The following is a 24,479-nucleotide window of genomic DNA, read 5'->3' on the forward strand; positions in this document are numbered from 1 at the left end:
TGGATTTTCCCCACCAAACAAGGTCCGTCCCTCGCATGTTTCAAAGCGACGAGGGACGGACCTTTGGTTGTTCGATGGTGATGCTGCTTCCCGAAGGGGAGATGGATAATTTGCGGACGTTCATGCTCGGGAAGGACTGTTCCAGCTGCCGTGCGAGCCATTCACTTGCTTCCCGTTCCACAAAGCAGGCAATCGTCGGCCCGGCACCACTTAAGGCGACACCGAATGCCCCGAAACGGCCCGCTACCTCTTCTACTGCATCGTAGTGAGGAAGCAGCTTTCTCCGGTGGGGCTGATGATACCTGTCTCGCTTCATCATTTTCCCAACCGTTTCCCAATCCTCCGTTAGAAATGCCGCCACAAGTACGTTTGAAATTGCTCCGGCTTCCACGGATTCTTCAAAGGAAAGACTGTCAGGGAGTACATTTCTGGAATCCGATGTTTTCAGTTCAGCTTTTGGAATCACGCATACCACATCAATAGGAAGATCAGGAACCGATATAAGACTTACACCCTTATCATGCTGACAGCTGACTACAAACCCACCATATAATGAAGCTCCCACGTTATCGGGATGACCCTCAAACCGATTTGCAAGTGCCAGTTTCTTTTCTTGTGACAGATTCAACTCACATAGGGCATTGGCAAGCTCAATGCCCGCCACAACCGCTGCTGCGCTTGAGCCTAACCCTCTCGTTAACGGAATGTCACTGGATACGTAGAGGTGACAAGGAGAAGGTTCCTTACCGTAGTCATCCGCCACCTCTTTCACGACCCCAACTATAAAATGTGTCTCATCAGTCGGAAAGACCTCCAGGGCAGAAGAAAGGGGAATCACTTGCCAATCTTCTGCTTCGTGTACCTCAACGGTTAAAAATACATTTAACGCCAAGCCCAGAGAATCGAATCCAGCTCCTAAATTGGCTGTGCTTCCTGGGACAATGATTTTCCAGGAGCGGGGGGCACGTCTTTTCATACGCCAATGGTCCCTTTAATATAATCCTTCACCATTTCACGATCGTTTGGCAACTTCACTGGAGTGACCGGACTGCATTCCATGGCCGTAACCGGATCCTTTAAGCCATTACCTGTCAGCACCGCCACTACCTTCGAACCTTTTTCGATCAAGCCTTTATCTAATGATTTCTTTATTCCCGCAATCGATGCACATGAAGCGGGCTCGGCAAATATCCCTTCTTTACTTGCAAGCAGCTGATAAGCCTCAAGAATTTCTTCATCTGTTACTTCATCAATATGTCCGTTTGATTCCTTCAACGCGTCGATGGCTAATGTCCAGCTTGCCGGGTTCCCGATTCGGATTGCAGTGGCAATCGTTTCAGGCTGAGGAAACACCCTGTCATGGACCAGGGCTGCTGCTCCCGATGCTTCAAAGCCAAACATTCGTGGTAAAGTTGATGCTTTGAGATTGTGGTATTCTTTGAATCCTTTCCAGTATGCCGAAATATTCCCTGCATTACCGACAGGGATTGCAAGCACATCAGGAGCCTCACCTAACCCTTCGATGACTTCAAAAGCTGCTGTTTTCTGCCCTTCCAATCGATATGGATTCACTGAATTCACAAGAGTCACAGATTCGGTTTTACTCAACTCACGGACGATTTCGAGGGCTTCATCAAAATTCCCTTCGATGGAAATGATTTCGGCACCATACATGACAGCTTGAGCTAATTTCCCTTGAGCAATTTTCCCCTCTGGGATGACCACGATACATTTGATTCCTGCCCTCGCTGCATAGGCTGCTGCTGAAGCAGAAGTATTTCCCGTAGAGGCGCAAATGACCGTCGAACTTCCCGATTCTACTGCTTTGGCAACGGCGAGAACCATTCCGCGATCTTTAAAGGATCCGGTAGGATTTGCTCCCTCAACCTTTACATTCAACTCGATGCCCCATTCCCTGGACAGCGTTTTTAATTCAACCAAGGGAGTATTCCCTTCATTTAACGTTAAGAGAGGAGTGTCGTCATTTAATGGAAGATGCTCCCGATATTGCTCCAGTAACCCTTTCCATCTCATCCTTTGTCTCCTCCTTCTACACGGTATGAACTTTCAATCGAATGAACTCCTTCATAATCCTTCAGCTCCATCAAAATGTCTTCGTAATGATCAAGAGATGCTTTATGAGTCACAAGGACAATTTCAGCAAACTCATCACTGTCTAACGGATTCTGCAGGATCTTCTCGAAACTGACACCGTGATGCGAGAAGATGGAAGTGAGTTTTGCTAAGACACCTACTTCATCCTGAACGTGAAGGCGCAAAAAATATTTTGAATGAATTTCATTCCGTTCTTTTAACTTTTTAGGAAATTGCGGGTTCACCGCACTCTTACCCGTGACTCCCAATCTCATATTCTTCATAATTCCTACCATATCTGATACGACGGCTGTGGCAGTAGGAAGACTTCCTGCCCCCGGACCGTAAAACATCGTTTCACCGACCGCTTCCCCATATACGTACACAGCGTTATATTCATCATGAACGGATGCGAGTGGATGTTCATTTTGCAGCAGAGTAGGCTCCACGCTCACTTCAACACACTCTCCTTCACGGTGAGCATAACCGATGAGCTTCATTGTGTAGCCAAATTGCTCGGCATATTGGATATCATCACCCGTCACTTCCGTAATACCTTTCACCTTCACATCGGCTAAATCGACGTTCATGGAAAATCCTAACGTTGAAAGAATCGCCATCTTTCTCGCTGCATCCAATCCGCCTACATCTGCCGTCGGATCCGCTTCTGCATAGCCTAAGTCCTGGGCTTCCTTGAGAACATCATCGAAGGTCCGTCCCTCTTTCGTCATCTTCGTCAAGATAAAGTTCGTTGTTCCGTTGACGATTCCCATCATTTTCGTGATGCGATCGGAGGCGAGGCCATCTACTAAACTTCTTAAAATAGGGATTCCTCCTGCGACGCTTGCTTCGTAGAATAGGTCACAGCCGTTTTCTGATGCTGCCCTTAGTAACTCCGGTCCGTGAAGGGCCATGAGATCCTTGTTTGCCGTTACGACATGCTTCTTCTGGTGCAGTGCATGGAGGAGATGTTCCTTCGTCGCTTCGATTCCTCCCATTACCTCGACCACAATATCAATTTCAGGATCAAACAGGACTTCCTCAGGATTTAAGGTCAGTATGCTGTTTTCCATTTCCAGTCCTCTATCTTTCTCTAAATCCTGAACAAGGGCTTTCTTTACCTTCACAGGGCAGCCGATTTGATGGGACAGTTTATCCTGATGATTCTCTACAATCTTCACCACTCCGGCTCCCACCGTTCCGAGTCCTAAAAGTCCGATTGAAATTGATTCCATAAGCCGAAAACCTCCATTTGTATATTTCTCGTGTACATTTGTTCTTGTATAGTGGACATTATAGTAGAAAAAATTACCTATTACAATAGGTATTTACGTATTTTTAGAATGTAAGAGCTTTCATTACTCATAGATTGGAAGAATTATTTTATAAAACTCCACCACTTATAAACAGAGGACCGCTCCTAACTAACAATGTAGTTAAGAGCCGCCCTTCTTTTACACAATATGGTGCAGCTGTCTGGCCATTTTGGATAGATCCCTATACACAGGGATCTTGCTTGGATCGGCATTTCCTCCACTGATGACACAGCCGACTTTCTTTCCTTGTACCTTGACCTTTTGGCACATGGCTGCCGCTAAGGATGCTGCTCCAGCTCCTTCAACCAGCGTTTTTTCCCGTTGAAGCATGAACATGATGCTATAGGAGATTTCTTCATCCGTGACAGTGACCATATCGTCTACATACTCCCGGATGATCGGAAACGTGAGCTCTCCAGGCTTCTTGACGAGGATCCCGTCAGCAATCGTGTGTACATGCTCCAGGGATCCTTTGTTTCTTCCTGTAAAAAAGTTATAGGTAGCCGGTGCCCCCAGGGCCTGTACGCCGACGATTTTCACTCGGGGGTTAAAGGCTTTTACGGCCAGTGCCATCCCGGCCAACAGACCTCCTCCGCCAACAGGTACCAGGATCATGTCTAAATCACTGAGTTGCTGAAGCATTTCCAGTGCGACTGTCCCTTGCCCAGCCATCACTTTATGATCATCAAATGCATGAACATACGTCGAGCCATTTCTGATTTTCTCTTCAAGTGCTGCCCCGTAGGCTTCCTGATAGGTGTCTCCAGTCAGGACAATTTCAGCTCCGTAATGTTTCGTTGCCGCAATTTTTGTGGAAGGTGTTCGTTTCGGCATGAAGATTTTCGACGGAACTCCGCGCAGGGATGAAGCCAGTGCCACACCTTGGGCATGATTCCCTGCAGATGCGGCAATGATGCCTCTACCCGCTTCTTCTTCAGACAATGACATGATTTTATTCATTGCGCCTCTTACTTTGAAGGAACCTGTTCGCTGCAGGTTCTCCATTTTCAAATAGATCTCTCCACCAGTGAACGTATTCAGCGTCGATGATTGCTTTAACGGTGTTCGATGCACCTGATGACTGATTCTTTCCATTGCCTCTACAACTTCAGTGTTATCCATTAAATTCCCAAGCCACTCACCTCATAATTTTTTTCGTATTCTTCAATATCTTTTCCGTAATGCAAAGTTAAATCGATCTCATCCAGCCCTTTCAAAAGCATCGTTTTCCAGTAGGGATCAATTTCAAAGGAGACACGAAGTCCTTCCGAGTCACAAATCGTCTGATGCTCAAGGGACACTTCCATTTTATATAAATCTACATGACTCTCATTTCTTAACAGAGCATCCACTGTTTTTTCATCCAGCTGAATGGGCAGGATCCCATTCTTCAAACAGTTGTTATAAAAAATATCTGCAAAGCTTTTGGCGATGATTACTTTAAACCCATAGTCCTGGAGGGCCCACGGAGCGTGCTCTCTAGAAGATCCGCACCCAAAATTCTTTCCACCGAGGAGAACCTCGGCGTCTTGATATTGTGGTGTGTCTAATAAGAAATCGTCTCTTAGGGACTTCCCATCGTCTTCAAACCGCCAATGATAAAACAAGTATTGACCAAAGCCTTTACGCTCAATTCGCTTTAAAAACTGTTTTGGTATGATTTGATCCGTGTCCACATTGTCTCTTCTTAGAGGAAATACTTTTCCTTCAACATGATTGATTGCCACCTTTTCACCTCCTATGAAACCGGCATTTTTTCAAGTTTTCGTACATCTGTCAGTTTTCCGGTCACGGCAGCCGCAGCGGCCATGGATGGGCTGAGTAGATGGGTTCTTGATCCGTTTCCTTGCCGGCCTTCAAAGTTTCTGTTGGAAGTGGATGCACAGCGTTTGCCTGGGGGCACGATATCATCATTCATGGCCAGGCACATGCTGCAGCCTGCTTCCCTCCACTGGAATCCGGCTTCTTTAAAAATGGTATCCAGGCCTTGTTCTTCAGCCTCTTTCTTCACTTTAAACGAGCCCGGAACAACCAAAGCGGTTACGCCCTGCTTTACAGTATGACCTTTCACCACCTCAGCAGCTGCCCTCAAGTCACTCAAGCGCGAATTCGTACACGAGCCAATAAACACATAATCAACCTCTATGTCCTCAATTCTCATTCCCGCCTCGAGCCCCATATAATGGATCGCCCTTTCAACCCCTTCTCTTTCAGATGGATCTGCGTACTGTTCCGGATGAGGGACGGACCTTGAAATCGATGCGCCCATCCCTGGATTGGTTCCCCATGTTACATGAGGCTCAATTCCTTCACCTTTCACCTCGATTTTGTGATCGTAAGCGGCGTCCTCATCACTCGTCAATGATCTCCACTCTTCTTTACATTGTTCATATGATTTATGCTTCGGCAGATACTCCCGACCTTCTAAATAAGCGAAGGTCGTCTCATCGGGACTGATTAATCCCGCTTTGGCTCCTGCCTCAATGCTCATATTACAGACCGTCATTCTTTCTTCCATGGATAGATTGCGGATCACGTCACCGGTGAATTCGATGACATATCCGGTTCCAAATCCCACTCCATAGGTAGAAATGATATTCAGGATCACATCTTTTGCCGTAACACCGAATCCCAGCTCTCCCGATACTTCGACTTGAAGGGTTTTCGGCTTCGATTGCCAGAGGGTTTGAGTGGCTAAAACATGCTCCACTTCACTAGTACCTATCCCGAAAGCCAGAGCTCCGAAAGCTCCGTGGGTAGAGGTGTGACTGTCTCCACATACAATGGTTTTCCCCGGCTGTGTCAATCCGAGCTCTGGACCGATGACATGGACAATCCCTTGATCAGGATGATGGATATCGGCAAGAGTGACACCGAATTCCTCACAATTTTTCTTCAACGTATCCATTTGCAGTCGAGCGATTTCATCTCTGATGATGTGACGCTCTCTTGTCGGTACATTATGATCCATCGTCGCATAGGTTAAATCCGGTCTCCGCACCTCTCGATTCTTTAAGCGCAGCCCTTCAAATGCCTGGGGAGACGTAACTTCATGTACAAGGTGCAAATCTATATACAGTAAATCCGGCTTTCCCTTTTCTCTGTGCACGATATGTTTTTCCCATATCTTTTCGATGATATTTTTCCCTGCCATGAACTCCCTCCTGGTTTGGTAAGATTTTTATCCAGTTAAGACTGTATTGTTAAAATTGATTGAGTAGTGGTTGATTTCCACTGGCACTTTCCAATCAAATCTATCTTATAAATAAGCCGCCAGAATCGAAGACAGCGCATGATCCGCTTCTAAGCGTTCTACAACCAGCTGGCTCATGGCACCTGTCCCAACTACGGTTCCGCACCCCATCGTCCAAAGATCTCCTGTACGGTAGCCTGCGTTCAGGACTTCCTGAACGGCCATTTCGATCATTTCAGCCTCTTCTTTTAAGCCGAAGGAATGTCTGAGCATCATGGCAACCGATAGAATCATAGCCAGTGGATTGGCTTTTCCTTTTCCGGCGATATCGGGTGCAGAGCCGTGTACCGGTTCGTAAAGACCGAAGGAGTCTCCTCTTAAACTGGCGGAAGGCAGCATTCCCAGTGAGCCTGTGATCATGGAGGCTTCGTCACTCAGGATATCCCCGAACATATTCTCAGTCACCAGTACATCGAATTGCTTCGGCTGATACATCAGCTTCATGGCAGCGACATCGACCAGCATATGTTCCACTTCCACATCCGGGTAATCAGCCGCCACTTCATTCACGACTTCGCGCCACATTCGACTTGTTTCCAAAACATTTGCCTTGTCAACGGACGTTAATTTTTTCTTGCGTTTTAGAGCCAGTTTGAAGGCTTTATGAACGATCCGTTCGATTTCACTTTTTTCATATACAAGGGTATCAACTGCTACTTCGTCTCTCTTCCCTTGACGACCGGACGGCTGACCGAAGTACAATCCTCCAGTCAGTTCCCTGACAATCACCAAATCTACTTCTTCTACAATCTCCCGTTTAAGCGGGGATGCACCAAGTAAACTTTCAAATGCTTTCACCGGTCTCAGATTCGCGAATAGCCCGAACTCTTTGCGGATCGCCAGGAGACCTTTTTCAGGACGAAGCTCTTTCGGAAGATGCTCCCACCTTGGACCTCCTACAGCTCCTAATAATACAGCGTCACTATCTTTACAAAGCTTGATCGTTTCAGGAGGTAATGGTGTACCGAAGCGATCGACGGCAGCCCCGCCGATGTGACCTTTCTCGACTTCGAATTCATGACCGAACCAATCACCCACTGCCTTCAGTACTTCTAATGCCCCGTCCATGATCTCTTGACCGATACCGTCTCCTGGTAGTACAGCGATTTTTTTCTTCATTAGAATTACCTCCTGTTTTGGTTGGTTTTATGGGAGAGCCTTGATTAACAAGGCCCTCTGTCTTACAAGCTGGCTTCCACTGCTTCCTTCTCCATGGAATGTGACTTCCGTTGTGCTGATCGATTCACTGCATTAAGGTAAGCTCGAGCTGATGCTTCTAATACATCCTGGGCAGTTCCGCGTCCGCTTGTCTTTTCTCCGTTATATTCGAGTCGGACATAAACTTCTGCAAGGGCATCACGGCCCCCTCCTACTGAGTTGATCTTGTAATCTAATAATCTAGAAGGACTTGGCAGGATTTTTTCGATTGTATTGTAGATGGCTTCTACACTTCCTGAACCCGTTGAAGCGAGCCGGGTTACACTTCCGTCCTCGAATTTCAATTCGATCGTGGCCGTCGGGATATTGTCCATGCCATATTGGACCTGCATTCTTTCTAATGTAAAGCCGACAGCATCGGCCATTTCCGTTTGTTTATTCGTCAGGATGCTGAAGAGATCTTCATCGACGATTTCCTTCTTCTTATCCGCCAGATCCTTGAATGCATGAAATGCTTCATTAAGCTTCTCTTCTGAAAGTTCAAATCCTAATTCAACCACTTTATTTTTAAAGGCGTGACGTCCTGAGTGTTTTCCCAGTACCAGGCGGGTGGCATTCACTCCGATCAGTTCAGGGGTGATGATTTCGTAGGTTGTTTTTTCCTTCAGCATTCCGTCTTGGTGGATACCTGATTCATGAGCGAAAGCATTATCACCTACAACCGCTTTGTTAGCCGGTACTCTCATCCCCGTCAGCTTACTGACAAGAGAGCTTGTTTTCTTGATTTCATCGAGCTTCAGACGGGTAGTGGCTCCGTAAAAATCTTCACGGATTCTAAGTGCCACTGCGATCTCTTCCAGAGCTGCATTCCCGGCACGTTCGCCGATTCCATTGATCGTTCCTTCAATTTGATCGGCTCCGTTTTCAATGGCAGCCAGTGAATTGGCTGTCGCCATTCCCAGATCATCATGACAATGAGCCGATAGCTTTACTCCATCGATATTTGGAACATTTTCTCTTACGTATCGAAACAATTCACCGTATTTATGAGGGGTGATATATCCTACCGTGTCAGGAAGGTTAATGACTGAAGCCCCTGCTGCAATGACTTTCTCCATGATTTTCACTAAAAAATTGAGATCAGATCGGCACGCATCTTCTGCCGACCACTGAACCACCGGGAAAAATTTCTTCGCATACTGAACGGCCTGGACCGCTGTATCGATGACCTGATCCGGTGTCATCTTCAGCTTATGAGTCATGTGAATGGGAGAGGTGGCCAGGAACACATGCAACCTTGGTTCGGCCGTCCCTTTAAGCGATTCCCATACCGCATCAATGTCCCGCTGTTGAGCACGAGCCAGCCCTGTAACAGAGCTGTTCTTGATTGTGGAACCGATCCGCTGCACGGCATCGAAGTCTCCTTTTGAAGCTGCAGGAAACCCTGCTTCAATGACGTCCACCCCAAGCCTTTCCAGCTGTCTCGCCACTTCAATCTTTTCAATCGTATTAAGATTTACACCCGCTGACTGTTCACCGTCCCGTAGAGTTGTGTCAAAGATCTCAATGGTTCGCACTCGCAACCACTTCCTTTTCTTTAGTAGAAGGTTTCTGTACAAATGGCATCATTTTACGAAGCTCTCTTCCAACGACTTCAATCGGGTGCTGACTTTCACGCTGATTGATGGCGTTGAATTCCGGACGGTTCGCCTGGTTCTCCAGAATCCATCCCTTCGCAAATTTTCCTGTTTGGATATCCGTTAATACTTCCTTCATGCGGGCTTTCGTTTCTTCGTTCACCACCCGTGGTCCTGAAACGAAGTCTCCCCATTGAGCCGTGTCTGAGATCGAGAAGCGCATTCCTTCCAATCCTTGTTCATACATCAGGTCGACAATCAGTTTCAATTCGTGTAAACATTCGAAATAGGCGACTTCTTTCTGATAACCTGCCTCAACCAGCGTTTCGAATCCTGCTTTCACAAGGGATGTCACTCCTCCACACAGGACTGCTTGTTCCCCGAACAGATCGGTTTCCGTTTCTTCCTGGAAGGATGTTTCCAGGATTCCTGCGCGTCCTGCCCCTACACCTTTTGCATACGCTAGCGCCAGTTCACCGGCTTGACCTGTAGCATCTTGATAAACCCCAAAGAGTGCGGGCACTCCGGCTCCTTCTTCAAAGGTTCTTCTTACCAGATGTCCCGGTCCTTTCGGTGCTACCAGGAAAACATCTACATCTTCCGGAGGAACGACTTGATGGAAATGGATATTAAATCCGTGTGCAAATGCCAGTGCTTTCCCTGCAGACAATGCCGGTTTGATTTCTGCCTCATATACTTTCGGCTGATGCTCATCAGGCAGGAGAACCATGATGACGTCCGCCTGTTCACTTGCTTCACGGACTGAGTAGACATCGAATCCGTCTTTTTCAGCCTGGTCCCACGACTTCCCTTTTCGTAATCCCACTACAACATCAAATCCGCTTTCCTTCAGGTTTTGAGCATGTGCGTGACCCTGTGAACCATAACCGACAACCGCTACCTTCTTCCCTTTTAAAACCTCTTCATTCACGTCTCCGTTATAATATACCTTTACCATTTCCCTCATCCTCTCCATTTTTTGAATAATAAGTTTTTTCAAAGTGTGAATCCAACATCTTCTAATTCACGATCGAATATTGTTTTAAATCCGTCACCGACTTACCATTACCCCTTGCGAATGCCGTGATGCCTGTTCGGGCGATTTCTTTGATTCCGTACGGTCTTAACAAATCGATGATGGCTTCTATCTTGGAGGTTTCCCCGGTTACCTGGACGGTTACGCTGTCCCTTGCCACATCAATGATGGCGGCTCTGAATGGTTCTACGATCCCATTGATTTCGGATCGTGTCTGTCCTGTACTCAACACCTTGATGAGCGCCAGTTCCCTTGCAACGACTCCTTGATCAGTGATATCGGATACCTTGAGGACATCGATTTGTTTATGGAGCTGTTTTAACAGTTGCTCGATTTTGCGATCGTCTTCTACATTGACAACGAAGGTCATCCTCGAAATCCCCTCGGTTTCTGTGTATCCAACAGAAATGCTTTCAATGTTGAACTGACGTTTAGTAAACAATCCGGTCACCCGATTCAAGACACCGCTCCGGTTATGAACGAGAGCCGTTACAATCCTTTTCCTCATGGTTTCACTCCTAACATTTCATGTAATCCTTTTCCTGGAGCCACCATCGGGTAGACATTTTCCTTTGGATTCACCCAGCAATCGATGAGCACTGGTTCATCACTCGTTAAGGCTTCTTTTAAAACAGAGTCCACTTCTTCCTGGGTTTTCACCCGATATCCTTTAATTCCGTATGATTCAGCCAGCTTCACAAAATCAGGCTGGGTGGAGAAAACCGATTGGGAGTACCTTTCTTCAAAGAATGTCTCCTGCCACTGCCTTACCATTCCGAGAGTACCGTTATTTAGAAGCACCACCTTAACAGGAAGGTTCAACTCTTTTAGCAGAACCAGCTCTTGAAGAGTCATCTGGAATCCGCCATCGCCTACAAAGGCAACCACTGTACTGTCTGAATTCGCTAACTGAGCCCCTATCGCTGCAGGAAATCCGAATCCCATCGTGCCAAGTCCTCCGGAAGTTACCCAATTATTCGGCTTTTTAAAGGAGTAATACTGTGCCGCCCACATTTGATGCTGTCCCACGTCTGTTGTAACAACCGCTTCCCCGTTGGTCATTTCATACACCTGTTCGATGAGGCGTTGAGGTGACAGAACATCGTGGGCCTGGTTATACCAGAAAGGATATTCCCTTTTATATGACTTAAGATGATGATGCCAGGCATCGAAATCAGGTTTCTCTTCTTCATGTTGAAGAAGTTTTTCCAGTGCCTGTTTGGCATCGGCTACGATCGGGATCTGCGTTTTGACGTTCTTTCCGATCTCCGCCGGATCGATGTCGATATGGACCACCTTGGCCCTTGGTGCAAAGGTAGCGAGATTCCCGGTCAACCTGTCGTCAAATCGGGCACCGATATTGATGAGCAAGTCACATTCGTGGAGCGCCATATTGCTTGCATAACATCCATGCATCCCCGCCATTCCGAGAAATAACGGGTGATCTGCCGGAAATCCACCTAAACCTAAGAGGGTGTGAATCACCGGGATGTCATATTGTTCTGCGAAAACCTTCAGTTCCTCCGTTGCTTTTCCGTGAAGAACTCCTGCCCCGGCTAAGATGACCGGCTGCCTGGATACCTTTATGGCTTCCACCAGTTTCTTGATTTGAAGCGGATTGGGATAGAAGTTAGGCTGATACCCCGGTAAGTCCATTTCCACATCGTGTACCCGATAAGCTTGCTGTAAGGTCAAGTCTTTCGGAATGTCGACAAGTACCGGCCCTGGCCTGCCGGTTGATGCGATATGAAAGGCTTCCTTCACGATCCTCGGTAAATCTTTAATATCACGCACCTGATAATTATGCTTGGTGATCGGCATCGTAATCCCTACTACGTCCGCTTCCTGGAAAGCATCGGTTCCGATGACCCCTGAAGCCACCTGCCCGGTGAAAATAACAAGAGGCAGTGAGTCCATCATGGCATCGGCAATCCCTGTCACTAAATTCGTCGCTCCCGGTCCTGACGTGGCAATGACCACACCCGGTCTCCCCGATACACGGGCATACCCTTCTGCCGCATGGATGGCGCCTTGCTCATGACGAGCGAGAACGTGCTTGATCGGGGCTTTGTATAGAGCATCGTAAATCGGCAAGACCGCTCCTCCAGGGTACCCAAACAGAATCTCAACCTTTTCCTCCTTCAAAGCTTTCATGAGCATATCAGCACCGTTGACGTTTTCTGTTAGTGTCTGTGAAGCCGGTTCTGCCTCTACCTTCGCTCTCATTGCCTATCTCCTCCTTTTATTAAAAGCGCAGGCGGCTTGGTCAGGCCCGACAAGCATAAGGCAAGATCGCTGAAAAGGCGCTCTTTGCCTTTTTGGCGAGATTGACTTATGACCTCGAGGGACTAGCCGCCGGAGCTGGATATATTAAATGCGCAGGCGGCTTGGTCAGAGGCGACAAGCATAAAGCGAACATGCCGGAAAGGCGCTCTTTGCCTTTCTGGTATGTTTGATTTATGACCTCGAGCCTCTAGCCGCCGGAGCTGGATATATTCAAAGCACAGGCGATGAACCACCTGAGCCTTTGCTTTATTCATCCACTTTCCCAAACAAAAAAGACCTTTCCACCCACTACGACAGAGTTCATCTTTCGCAGGGGCGAAAAGGTCTTCATCCTTTCCACGGTACCACCCTAATTCAGAGACAACGGATATCATCTCCCTTTGCAGGCTGATCGGTTTCACCAGCCTTTGTTTTTGTAACGAGTATCATCTACTCGATCGTTCCTACTTTTAGAGGTTCAGAACGATACTCAGAGGGGATGTCGGTATTGGATGTATTACTGGTTTGCAGCACCACCAGCTCTCTGAAAATACGATTTCCAATCCTTTTACCTCTTCAACGCTTTTCTCTATTCCGTTTTCAAAATTCCACCTGTACTGGCTGACGTGACAAGTTTGGCATATCGTGCTAAATAACCTTTTCTGATCTTTGGAGGTGGCTGTACCCACTCCTTTTGCCTGAACTGAAGTTCTGATTCTGAAACCATGAGGGAGATCGTTCGATTCGTGAGATCAATGAAGATGGGATCTCCATTTTCAACCACACCGATCGGTCCTCCTTCAGCCGCTTCCGGTGAGACATGACCGATTGAAATGCCCCGGGATGCTCCTGAAAATCGTCCATCTGTCATGAGTGCGACTTTTTTTTCAAGTCCACGGCCTGCAATGGCTGCAGTCGGTGCCAGCATCTCCGGCATTCCCGGACCACCTTTTGGCCCTTCATATCGAATGACCACGACATGACCTTCTTTTACTTCTCCACTTTCGATTCCGGCAAGGGCATCATCCTGAGATTCGTATACAATCGCTTCCCCCATGAATGTTTTAATGGATGGGTCGACTGCACCGACTTTAATGACTCCCCCGTTTGGAGCGATATTTCCAAAGAGGACGGATAATCCTCCGACTGGACTGTGGGCATTTTCCCTGCGACGAATGACGTCGTCATTTTGAATATGAGCATCCTTCACATTTTCATATAGTGACTTTCCTGTAACCGTAATGCGATCTTTGTGTACAGCTTCCATTTCACATAGCTCTTTAATGATGGCGCTGACCCCGCCTGCATTGTGAACATCCTGCATGGAGTAATCAGATGCCGGGCTTATCTTAGATAAATACGGTACTCGTTCTGCCACTTTATTGATTCGGTTGATGTCATAATCGATTTCCGCTTCATTGGCAATCGCCAGTGTGTGGAGGACGGTATTGGTTGAACCTCCCATGGCCATGTCTAAAGCGAATGCATCATCGATGGTGTCTTTTGTTATGATGTCTCTTGGTTTAATATCCTTCTTTACCATTTCCACCAGATATTTGGCTGCATCCTTGATTAACTGATGCCGTTCTTCCGATGTAGCAACAATGGTGCCATTTCCCGGAGGAGCCATTCCAAGCATTTCCATCAGGGAATTCATGGAGTTCGCTGTGAACATTCCTGAGCATGATCCGCATGTGGGACATGCATTGGCTTCAATGTCGAGAAGCTGTTCTGCCGTCATCCTTCCTGACTGATGGGCGCCTACTCCTTCGAAAACGGATACGAGTGATAATGGCTTCCCGTCGCTGGAAACCCCCGCTTCCATCGGGCCTCCTGATACAAAGACGGAAGGGACGTTTGTTCGGACAGCTGACATGAGCATTCCCGGTGTGATCTTGTCACAGTTCGGAATGTAGAACACTCCGTCGAACCAGTGAGCGTTGATGACGGTTTCTGCTGAGTCGGCAATCAGTTCCCGGCTCGGCAATGAGTACCTCATCCCGATATGTCCCATGGCGATTCCATCATCCACACCGATTGTGTTGAATTCGAATGGAATTCCGCCGGCTTCCCGGATCGCTTCTTTCACTACCTGGGCAAATCCGTTTAAATGCATATGACCGGGAATGATGTCGATATAAGAATTGCACACCCCGATAAATGGTTTTTCCATGTCTTCGAGCTTGACTCCCGTAGCATATAGTAGGCTGCGGTGGGGAGCCCGGTCGATTCCTTTCTTGATCATGTCACTTCGCACGTCATCACCTCCAACTTAGCCAACTTGAGCATTCTGTTTGTAAACTTTTCTTCCATCCTGCGTGACAGTGTTTCTGAACTCCTGCAATAATTGGGTTGTATACTTTCCAGGTTTTCCTTCACCGATTACACGGCCATCAACCTTTACAACGGCAATTACTTCTGCGGCTGTCCCTGTTAAGAACACTTCATCCGCTGTATACACATCATGACGGGTGAAGACTTCTTCCTTCATCTCGAATCCTAATTTACCGGCGATCTCGATGATGGCATTACGGGTGATCCCTTCAAGGGCCCCTACATATCCGGGAGGCGTAAGGATCTTTCCTTTTTTGACAATGAAGATATTGTCTGCGGATCCCTCTGCTACATATCCTTGATCGTTCAACATCAATGCTTCACTTACACCTGCAAGGTTCGCTTCGATTTTTACTAGAATGTTATTTAAGTAGTTTAAGGATTTAACCTTTGGCGAAAGAACATCTGCACGATTTCGGCGGCTGGCCACCGTAACGATATCAATGCCCGTTTCGTATAAGCTTTTAGGGAATAGGGCTAATTGTTCTGCAATGACAATGATTTGTGGCTTCCTACAAGTAAATGGATCCAATCCGAGGTTTCCAACACCTCTAGAAATGACCACTCGTATGTAGGCATTCTCGAGTTGATTCTTTTTCAATGTATCTACGATAATGTCGCTCATCTCTTCTTTAGTGACTTCGATATGCAACATGATGGATTTTGCAGAATCATAAAGGCGATCAACATGCTCTTCCAGACGGAACACGTTCCCATCATACATTCGAATCCCTTCGAACACTCCATCTCCATATAGAAAACCATGGTCGTACACAGATACAACTGCGTCTTCCTTTTTTACAAATTGTCCGTCTAAGTAGATCCACTGTTCGTTCATGTTAATCATTCCTTTCCCGGTTGAAATTTATTTGATTATTCAGAAATTTATTGTTGCAACGAAAGTCCGTTGACTTGGAGCACATTCGAACAGCCTGCTTGATTCGGTATTCCTGCTGTTTACTGCTGGCTCAGATTTTTTTATTGAGGACAATATTACTCCCGTTTCCCGGTAAGGTCAACAGGCTTTTTGTAAATTATTTGACTATTTAGATTAATCTGATTATAAGTAAACGCTTACATCTTTGTCCTTATAGAGTTTGTCGGGAGAAAAAAATATTTTAGATTTTTTTAATTATTAGGGTGAATGACGCTTCAGATCCCATGAGGAGCCCTTTTAAATATTTTTCGACAAAATCCTATGGGAATGGGGGTTTGGGGAGTTTAGACCTGTGTGCATCTGACTGATTTATTCTCACTGTTTTTTTATAATTGAGAATTCAGTTTTCTATTAATATAGTAGGAATGAATTTTTATTACTCTGGTAAGACGTGATCAATAAGTAATGCATTCAATACAAAACCTTTCATCCCCATAATCCGTAATGCCTTTCAAACTAGAATTTAATTTCATTCTTTCTACAATGATGAATAAGCTTTCATAAAAAAATATATTCTCCCAAAAAGTAGTCGCCACTTTTTTAAACTCTATATAAATAAAAAAGAATCAACCCAAGGAACCGGACGGCCTTTGGATTGATTCTTCCTTTACACCCATGTAAACATATAATTCGGATCTTCGACATCCTTTGCTTTTTTGACGATCTTCAACGGTTTAAAAGTATCGATCATCACAGCGAGCTCGAGGGTTTCTTTTTTCCCGATACTGGCTTCTGTCGTTCCTGGATGAGGGCCGTGTGGAATCCCGCTCGGGTGGAGGGTAATCGATCCTTCTTTGATTCCCTTTCTGCTCATGAAGTTTCCTTCCACATAGTACAGCAGCTCATCACTGTTCACATTGCTGTGATTATAAGGAGCCGGAATTGATTCCGGATGGTAGTCGTATAGTCTTGGAACAAATGAGCAGACAACGAAGTTATGTCCTTCAAACGTTTGATGAACTGGAGGCGGCTGATGTACGCGTCCTGTAATAGGCTCAAAATCCTCGATGTTGAACACCCAAGGATAAAGATAACCATCCCAGCCGACGACGTCCAGTGGATGGTGATTTAACACATGGGAATGAAGCGCTCCCCGTGATTTAGTGATCACTTCGAATTCGCCCTCTTCATCCATGGTTGCAAGCTTCTCAGGTCCCCGCAGATCCCGCTCACAAAACGGACTGTGCTCCAGCAACTGTCCGTACTCATTTCGATAACGTCGAGGTGTGGTAATCTGACTGAAGGACTCGACGATCAGCATCTTCGTCTCTTCTTCAGGAACAACACGGTATATGGTCCCGATCGGAATCACCACATAATCCCCTTTTCCATAGGTGAGCGTTCCGAACATCGTCTCTACCTTTCCTTTACCAAAATGGATATAAAGCATTTCGTCCCCGTCACCATTCCGATAAAAGCTTTTCATCTCTTCTGTTACATAGGCGGTTCCAATCAATAAATCGGAATTACCAAGTAAATATTCACGGCTCTTTAAGGCACAGCCTTTTTTCTCGACTCTGTCTGTAAAGAAATGTCGATGACGAAGAGCACCCTCTTCCTCAAACTCCGGCATATAATTCCCTAAATACTCTGTTTTCGCCACAGCCGTCGGCAAGTGATGATGATACAGAATCGACTGTGTCCCTGAGAACCCCTTCGTCCCCATGACCTGCTCCCTGTAAAGCGTGCCATCATCCTTTTTAAACATGGTGTGACGTTTGTGAGGTATTTTCCCCAGTTGACGATAGTACATGGTTTTCCTCCTCTCTTTTCTCTGCAATCCTATTACGCAAAACACCTAAGCCCGCGATCTCTAATTCCACTACGTCCCCAGGCTTCAACCACGGATGCGTTTCAGTTCCCAGCTCTAAAATGCATCCTGTTCCAACAGTTCCAGATCCTATCACCTCGCCGGGATACAGGGTGACGTCTTTCGAGGCGCGCTCGATCATGTCTGCAAATGTATAATGAATGTCCTGATAATTCCCCTCGGATAAGAGTTTCCCATTCACTTTTGCCGTCATAGGAAGATCAAAGCGGTCTCCCCTGCGATAGGTTTCCAGTTCATCCTTCGTCACTAAATAAGGACCGAAAGAAGTGGCAAAGTCCTTTCCTTTCGCTGGACCAAGTCCTACTTTCATTTCGTGCTTCTGGATGTCTCTAGCACTCCAATCGTTCATGATGAAATAGCCGTAAATATGGTCTTCTGCGTTTTCTTTTGAAATGTTTGTTCCTTCTTTCCCGATCACGCAGGCGATTTCCAATTCATAATCGAGCCACTCACATCCAGCAGGTTTCGCGATGTGGTCGAGAGGACCTTTTACAGCTAAGTGATTGGTAAAATAAAAGACGGGGATGTCATACCATTCCGGCACCACATCGAGTCCCCTCCGTTTACGGGCCGTTTTCACGTGCTCTTCAAACGCATAGAAATCCCGGATGCTTACAGGCCTTGGAATCGGCGACTTCAGGGTGACATCACCTAATGAATGCACTCCCGTGTCTTTCTCCGAAATGGTGCCGAGCTCTTTCATCCGTTTTAGGCCTTCGTCTCCAAGATCGATGATGGATAACATATCTTTAGGGAGCAAACCTCCGCTCACAGCATGGATGTCCACGACAAGTTCACCCTGAACGATCCCCGCCCTTACTTCTCCTTCTTTTAAAAAACTAACCAGCTTCACGTGTCATCACCTTTTTCGAATCAATTCAAATGAATCGGATAATGGTTTGGTGTACATTTGACCGGCAAGCCTTCCCACCGGTTTAAGTTTCTCTGAATCTATCTTTCCATCGTAATAGAGTTCATCATTAATCCTTACACACTCAACTTTCCCGATGACCAGGCTCCCTGCACCTGGATGATCGCCAAAGTGAAGAACTTCATGAAGGACGCATTCCAATTGCACTTTGCTTTCAGATACTCCTGGAGGCTTTACCGTAATAGACTCCTTCTTCGCCAGCCCGACCTGCTCAAATTCATCAACGCCAGGTTCAAATTCAATGGCACAGTTATTCATTTTCTCCACAAATTCTTCACTTACGATATTGATGACGAATTCCTTCGTTTTCTCGATATTTCGGAGGGTATCCTTCTTGCTTCCATCCTTCCCTCTTCTCATGGGGGAGAAGCAGACGAGCATAGGCTCTGCACAAATCGCCGTAAAGAAGCTGTAAGGTGCCAGGTTCGCAATCCCATCTTCATCAAGGGATGAAACAAAGGCAATCGGCCGGGGCAAAATCGAGCCTATCATCAGTTTATAAGCAGACTGCCACTCAAGCGTCTGGGGTTTGATATCCATTTAGTTCACCCCTCCGTTTTGCAAAATGTCTTCCAGTGCTCCAACGAATCTCTTGTTATCGTCCTGTGTTCCGATCGTGACACGAACCGTTGTAGGGTATCCGAGAAGAGTTCCTGAACGGACGACGAGTCCCCTTTTCACAAGCTCATATGAGACCGTGTCACCATTCATACCTGTGTCCACCATGATAAAGTTCGATTGAGAAGGAAAATAAGCTATCCCCAGACGATCAAATTCACTTTCCAAATAAAGACGACCCTGCTCGTTCTTATGGGTACATTCCCTAATAAACGCTTGATCCTCCAGGGCAATGATCGCTGACTTCTGGGCAACGGTATTCACATTGAAGACATCTTTCACTTTACGGAGCTGTTCTGCAATCTCCTCATTCATGACCCCGAACCCGACTCTTAGTCCGGCCAGGCCATATATTTTCGAAAAGGTTCTAAGAACGATCAGGTTTTCGAATGCTGACAGGAGAGGCAGGGTTTCTAAGTAGTCATCAGTTGTAACGTATTCCATATAGGCTTCATCCACCACTATCAGGATATGCGAAGGGACGCTCTCGATAAATTGCAGGAGTTCTCTTTTTCCGACAATGGTTCCAGTCGGGTTATTGGGATTACACACAAAGATCAGCTTCGTTTTTGGAGTGATCTGGTCATGCATCCCCTGCAAGTCATGGGTACCGTTTACGAGTGCGACAATGACCGGAGAGCCTCCCTCTAGGAACACATTGGTTCTATACCTGGGAAACGTAACATCGGCCATGATAGCTTCGTCGCCACTGCTCAAATAGGCCCTCGTCAACAGCCGGATCACTTCATCCGAGCCATTCCCGAATACAATCTGTTCTTTCGGTACCCCTAAAAACGCTGAAACCTTATGACTAAGATCGACAGCAGCTCCGTCCGGATACAAAAACAGGTCGCTCCCATTTTCTTTAAACCACTGCTTCACTTTCGGGGAGCAGCCATATATATTTTCATTTTCTGACAGCTTTCTGATTGAGGAGAGACCATGCTCCTTCTGTAAGTCGCCAAGCGTCTTCCCCAGCACGTATGGAGCAATATGTGTGACTGCTTCTCTTGTTTTGAACTTTAATGTCATACATGAATCCTCGCCTTCCTCATGGATGAAGGGGGTCGACTCACGTGTTAGCTTATCTTCTGTTCAAATATGGTACCTGCAAACTGTACGATATTATAAGTAGAAGCAGCTAATCTCTTCATGAGTTAACCCCCTGACCGGTCCTTTGACCCCCGTTATATATGCTAATCTCTATCTATTTTTTATTTTATAGGTTTCCTCTGCGTTCTTGCTCACGCTCGATGGATTCGAATAGTGCTTTGAAGTTTCCTTCTCCGAACCCTCTTGCACCCTTACGTTGAATCACTTCAATGAAAAGAGTTGGACGATCTACGATTGGCTTTGTGAATATTTGAAGCAGGTAGCCTTCGTCATCACGGTCGACAAGAATATTCAACTCTTTGATTTTGGAGATCTCTTCATCGATTTCCCCTACACGCTCTGAAAGCATGTCGTAATAGGAATCAGGAGTATTTAGGAATTCCACACCATTCTCTTTCAGGATGCCGACTGTCTTCACGATATCCTCGGTCAGGATGGCAATATGCTGCACCCCTGGACCACCGTAGAACTCAAGATATTCCTGAATTTGTGATTTGCGTTTTCCTTCAGCAGGCTCATTGATCGGGAATTTAATGCGGCCGCCGTTATGCATCACCTTGGACATAAGGGCTGAGTATTCGGTTGTAATGTCTTCATTTGTAAAGTGACGCATTTCCTTGAAGCCCATGACTTTTTCATAGTACTCCACCCACTCTTCCATACGCTCCACATTTCCTACTACATGGTCCACAGCGATGATACCGGCATCTTCATGTTTAAGAGCGGAATCATATTTTTCAAAGCCCGGCATGAAGATCCCTTTATAGTCTTTACGCTCCACAAGGGTATGGATCGTATCCCCGTATGTACCAATGATGGCTTTTTTCAATTTTCCATTATCATCTTCTAGCGTCGATGGTGGCATGATTTCAATTGCACCGCGGGACACCGCTCCAGTGTAAGCCTTTTCAACATCATCCACCACAAGGGCGATATCTTTAATGCCGTCTCCGTGAAGCTTCACGAATTGGGCCACCCGGCTGCCTTCATGCAGGCTTCCCGTTATAACCAATCGGACTTTGTTTTGTTGCAGTACATAGGATACTGTGTCACGATTTCCTGTCTCCAACCCTGAATAGGCAACGGTCTTAAAACCGAATGCTGTACAGAAGAAGTGCGCAGCCTGCTTTGCATTACCCGTATAGTACTCTAAAAAATCAACATCTCTGACTGGGAAGACATCTTCTACTTTAACCTGCTTTTTGGCTACATTTTCTTGCATCCTAATCCCTCCATTAAACATAAGTATATTCTGAATATTATATTAAATAGTTTTAAAGAACTTCTCAAGAGCGGCTAGTAAAGCTTAAACGCTTCTCTGTATAAAAGCGTGTTCCTCACTTTACCTGGCCATCTCTTTTTTTCGGGGAGGCATGTGCACCGCTTCTCCCTTTAACCCTTCGACTGCTTCGAGTAAACTTTCATTCATACTCGGGTGGGGATAAAGTGGAAAGCGAAAGTCCTCATCTCTCGCTGCCATTTCAAGTCCCAGCACACCTGATGTGATCAGCTCGGCTGCTCCCATTCCCATCATATGAATACCAAGGATCAAATCCGTTTCACTGTCTGACACGACTTTCACGAATCCATCCTTTTCATCCATCAGCTGAGCGTACCCGTTTCCTCTGACAGGGTTCTCACTCACTGTAACCGGATAACCTTCCTCTCGTGCTTCCTCTTCTGTAAGGCCCGCACACGCAATCGGCGGGCTCATCTGCACCACCATCGGCACAAACTGCAGATCTACTTCCACCTGTAGCCCAGCCATCGCCTCGGCCGCCGCCTTCCCCTGTTTGATCGCTTTAACTGCGAGGGACGGACCTTCCGTGACATCCCCGATCGCCCATATATGAGGAATGGAGGTCCGTCCCTCCCGATCTGTTTGGATATAATCATCCTCGGTTAATTCAACACGGAGACGGTCGAGGCCGATGTCTGATAGGTTCGGCTTCACTTTTCCACTCATGACAAAGTGGGAGCCTTCGATGGAGACCATTTCACCGTTTGCTTTGTTCAGCCCTACTATAACCTTTCCTTCTGTGTCACTCACCGTTTTTATGGTAGAGCTCTTGATAACATTGATTTTCTGCTTTTTAAACTGCCTGAACAACTCTTTTGAAATCGAAGAGTCAAATGGAAGGTCTTCATTCAAGATTAGGGTGACAAAGCTTCCCAATGTGGAGAAAACAGACGCAATCTCCAGTGAAATATAATCGGCACCATACACAATCAGTTCTTCAGGGATTTCCTCCAGCTCAAAAATCTGTCTTTCCTTCAGCACTCGGTCAGAATTAAAATCGATACCATCCGGATAGTGTAGATCTCCACCTGTTGCCACTATCGCATCTTTGAAATTGAAGAGAGAAAATTCATGTCCGTTTTCAACCCCGATTCGGGATTCTGATAGAAAGGTAGCATATCCTCTAACGATTTCAACCTTATTTGCTTTGCACAGTGATTCTACCCCTGATCGGAGCTGGGTGATTTTTTTCTCTTTATAGTTTTGTAGAGTAGCAAGGTTTGCTTCCACTTCCCCAAACTCCATCCCCATTTCCTTCAGGTGCTTCGTCTTTTTATATTCCTGGGCAAAATGGGTGAATACCTTCGACGGGATGCAGCCTTTATTTAAACAGGTCCCGCCTACATCCTTCCGTTCGATCAACGTCACTTGTCTACCGAGGCCCGCGGCTCTGATAGCCGCGTGATAGCCCCCAGGACCTCCTCCGATGACGACAATGTCTTTATCTTCCGTAATCTCTCCCACTACCATTTACATCAACTCCAATAGCATGGATTGAGGTTCTTCAATCAGATCCCGTAATCGGTTCGTAAATTTCACGGCTGTCCCGCCATCTGCCACTCTATGATCAAAAGACATCGAAACATTCATCATGGAACGGACGACAATTTCATCCTTTTCGTTCACCATCGGACGCTTCTTCGTTTTATGGAAGGCGAGGAGGGCTACTTCCGGTTCGTTAATGATCGGAGTGGCTCCGATCGATCCGTTCAGAGGTCCTACGTTACTGACCGTGAAGGTTCCCCCTTTGATCTCTTTCATCGCTAGCTTGCCATCCAGTGCTTTGACGGTCAATTCCTTCATCTCACCGTGAATGTCTTTCATCGTTTTTTCTTCCACGTGCTTGATGACAGGAACGATCAGACCTTCCTCTGTGTCGACTGCAATTCCGATATTGTGTTGAGACTGAAGCTCGACACACTCTTCTTCTTCATTGAGACGGGCATTGAAAATCGGAAACTCTTTTAAACAGACAGAAATGGCTTTGATAAAATACGCGCCCATGGAAATGGACCCGCCGCCCGCTTTCATAGTATCTTTCCAGGATAGTAGATTCGTAACGTCGATTTCTTCAAAATGGGTACAGTGCGGGATGGTTCTCAGCGACTGTGACATTTTGGACGCGATCTGTTTTCGTCTGCCCCGGAAAGGAATCGTTTTAGCATCAGGTTCTGTCAGTGCCTCAGTGGCAAATGGTTCAGGGTTTTCCACCGATACTTGCGCTGACTTACTTTCTCCATTCATATAAAGGAAAATATCTTCATCAAGGATTCTACCGCCCACTCCGGAACCAGTCACTTCTTCTATGTTGATACCATTCTCTCTTGCGATTTTCCTTGTATAAGGTGACGCGAGGATCCTTCTCTTCTTCAATACATGGGTCGTTTCCGGCACAACTCGCCGGCTCACGGAGTGATTTCCTTGTTCTTTTTCCATCAACAAAACCGTGGATCCGACTGGAATCGTCTCCCCTTCACTAACCGTAAACTCCTTGATGACACCTGAAAATGGTGCCGGGATCTCTGCCGTCATTTTATCTGTCTGTACCTCTACCAGTGGTTGATCCGCTCGCACGACATCCCCCACTTTTACAAGAAAGTGATTGATATTGGCTTCGGTCATGCCTTCCCCAATATCATGAAGCTTAACTTCCATG

General features: G+C 46.4%; 20 protein-coding genes and 1 other annotated feature. All 20 genes read right to left on the minus strand.

Annotated features, from left to right (window positions below; genetic code table 11):
• Nucleotides 1-40: 40 nt before the first annotated feature.
• The 20 genes from thrB to RSX31_RS13745 all read right to left on the minus strand — a co-directional run bounded on the left by thrB (nt 41) and on the right by RSX31_RS13745 (nt 24,478).
• Complete coding sequence (gene thrB / locus RSX31_RS13650; protein WP_315634907.1) at nt 41-976, minus strand: homoserine kinase; 936 nt, start codon at nt 974-976, stop codon at nt 41-43.
• Nucleotides 973-2,034 (minus strand): threonine synthase, encoded by a 1,062-nt coding sequence (gene thrC / locus RSX31_RS13655; RefSeq protein WP_148967307.1) that lies wholly within the window; start codon nt 2,032-2,034, stop codon nt 973-975. The genes thrB and thrC overlap by 4 nt, the downstream gene beginning before the upstream one ends.
• Complete coding sequence (locus RSX31_RS13660; protein ID WP_315634908.1) at nt 2,031-3,329, minus strand: homoserine dehydrogenase; 1,299 nt, start codon at nt 3,327-3,329, stop codon at nt 2,031-2,033. The genes thrC and RSX31_RS13660 overlap by 4 nt, the downstream gene beginning before the upstream one ends.
• Before the next feature lie 219 nt (nt 3,330-3,548).
• On the minus strand, nt 3,549-4,532 hold the full coding sequence (ilvA, locus tag RSX31_RS13665; RefSeq protein WP_262371840.1) for a threonine ammonia-lyase: 984 nt from the start codon (nt 4,530-4,532) through the stop codon (nt 3,549-3,551).
• The gene (gene leuD, locus RSX31_RS13670) at nt 4,532-5,137 is read right to left on the minus strand and encodes a 3-isopropylmalate dehydratase small subunit (protein WP_148967305.1); all 606 of its coding nucleotides are present in this window, start codon (nt 5,135-5,137) and stop codon (nt 4,532-4,534) included. Before leuD ends, ilvA begins: the two co-directional genes overlap by 1 nt.
• Nucleotides 5,138-5,148: 11 nt before the next feature.
• Nucleotides 5,149-6,564 carry a 3-isopropylmalate dehydratase large subunit gene (gene leuC, locus RSX31_RS13675; RefSeq protein WP_315634909.1) on the minus strand — a complete coding sequence of 472 codons (1,416 nt, stop codon included), beginning with the start codon at nt 6,562-6,564 and terminating at the stop codon, nt 5,149-5,151.
• A 105-nt stretch (nt 6,565-6,669) separates the two neighbouring features.
• Nucleotides 6,670-7,782, minus strand: coding sequence for a 3-isopropylmalate dehydrogenase (leuB, locus tag RSX31_RS13680; RefSeq protein WP_315634910.1), 1,113 nt, complete (start codon nt 7,780-7,782; stop codon nt 6,670-6,672).
• A gap of 62 nt (nt 7,783-7,844) precedes the next feature.
• Nucleotides 7,845-9,398, minus strand: a complete 1,554-nt coding sequence (locus RSX31_RS13685) for a 2-isopropylmalate synthase (RefSeq protein ID WP_148995037.1) — start codon at nt 9,396-9,398, stop codon at nt 7,845-7,847.
• A complete protein-coding gene (gene ilvC, locus RSX31_RS13690) occupies nt 9,385-10,416 on the minus strand; it encodes a ketol-acid reductoisomerase (protein ID WP_148967301.1) in 1,032 nt (343 codons plus the stop codon). Before ilvC ends, RSX31_RS13685 begins: the two co-directional genes overlap by 14 nt.
• 61 nt (nt 10,417-10,477) lie before the next feature.
• Nucleotides 10,478-11,002: an acetolactate synthase small subunit gene (gene ilvN, locus RSX31_RS13695; RefSeq protein ID WP_034761039.1), complete on the minus strand. Its 525-nt coding sequence runs from the start codon at nt 11,000-11,002 to the stop codon at nt 10,478-10,480.
• Nucleotides 10,999-12,720, minus strand: a complete 1,722-nt coding sequence (gene ilvB / locus RSX31_RS13700) for an acetolactate synthase large subunit (RefSeq protein WP_315634911.1) — start codon at nt 12,718-12,720, stop codon at nt 10,999-11,001. The genes ilvN and ilvB overlap by 4 nt, the downstream gene beginning before the upstream one ends.
• 368 nt (nt 12,721-13,088) lie before the next feature.
• Nucleotides 13,089-13,348: a binding site (T-box leader), on the minus strand.
• Complete coding sequence (gene ilvD, locus RSX31_RS13705; protein WP_148967299.1) at nt 13,349-15,016, minus strand: dihydroxy-acid dehydratase; 1,668 nt, start codon at nt 15,014-15,016, stop codon at nt 13,349-13,351. It abuts the feature before it with no gap.
• Nucleotides 15,017-15,031: 15 nt separating this feature from the next.
• Nucleotides 15,032-15,931 carry a branched-chain-amino-acid transaminase gene (ilvE, locus tag RSX31_RS13710; RefSeq protein ID WP_148967298.1) on the minus strand — a complete coding sequence of 300 codons (900 nt, stop codon included), beginning with the start codon at nt 15,929-15,931 and terminating at the stop codon, nt 15,032-15,034.
• Between the two features lie 706 nt (nt 15,932-16,637).
• Nucleotides 16,638-17,783 carry a homogentisate 1,2-dioxygenase gene (locus tag RSX31_RS13715; protein WP_148967297.1) on the minus strand — a complete coding sequence of 382 codons (1,146 nt, stop codon included), beginning with the start codon at nt 17,781-17,783 and terminating at the stop codon, nt 16,638-16,640.
• Entirely contained in the window at nt 17,731-18,714 is a 984-nt protein-coding gene (locus RSX31_RS13720; protein ID WP_315634912.1) for a fumarylacetoacetate hydrolase family protein, read from the minus strand. Before RSX31_RS13720 ends, RSX31_RS13715 begins: the two co-directional genes overlap by 53 nt.
• A gap of 6 nt (nt 18,715-18,720) precedes the next feature.
• Nucleotides 18,721-19,332, minus strand: a complete 612-nt coding sequence (locus RSX31_RS13725; protein WP_315634913.1) for a flavin reductase family protein — start codon at nt 19,330-19,332, stop codon at nt 18,721-18,723.
• Nucleotides 19,333-20,442 carry a histidinol-phosphate transaminase gene (gene hisC / locus RSX31_RS13730; RefSeq protein ID WP_315634914.1) on the minus strand — a complete coding sequence of 370 codons (1,110 nt, stop codon included), beginning with the start codon at nt 20,440-20,442 and terminating at the stop codon, nt 19,333-19,335.
• Nucleotides 20,443-20,629: 187 nt separating this feature from the next.
• Nucleotides 20,630-21,745 (minus strand): 4-hydroxyphenylpyruvate dioxygenase, encoded by a 1,116-nt coding sequence (gene hppD, locus RSX31_RS13735; protein ID WP_315634915.1) that lies wholly within the window; start codon nt 21,743-21,745, stop codon nt 20,630-20,632.
• 120 nt (nt 21,746-21,865) lie between these two features.
• The gene (gene lpdA / locus RSX31_RS13740; protein WP_315634916.1) at nt 21,866-23,293 is read right to left on the minus strand and encodes a dihydrolipoyl dehydrogenase; all 1,428 of its coding nucleotides are present in this window, start codon (nt 23,291-23,293) and stop codon (nt 21,866-21,868) included.
• Complete coding sequence (locus RSX31_RS13745; RefSeq protein WP_148995043.1) at nt 23,294-24,478, minus strand: dihydrolipoamide acetyltransferase family protein; 1,185 nt, start codon at nt 24,476-24,478, stop codon at nt 23,294-23,296.
• Nucleotide 24,479 lies beyond the last annotated feature (1 nt).

Origin of the sequence: Rossellomorea yichunensis (genome assembly GCF_032337515.1) — a bacterium.
GTDB classification, from domain to species: Bacteria; Bacillota; Bacilli; order Bacillales; family Bacillaceae_B; genus Rossellomorea; species Rossellomorea yichunensis.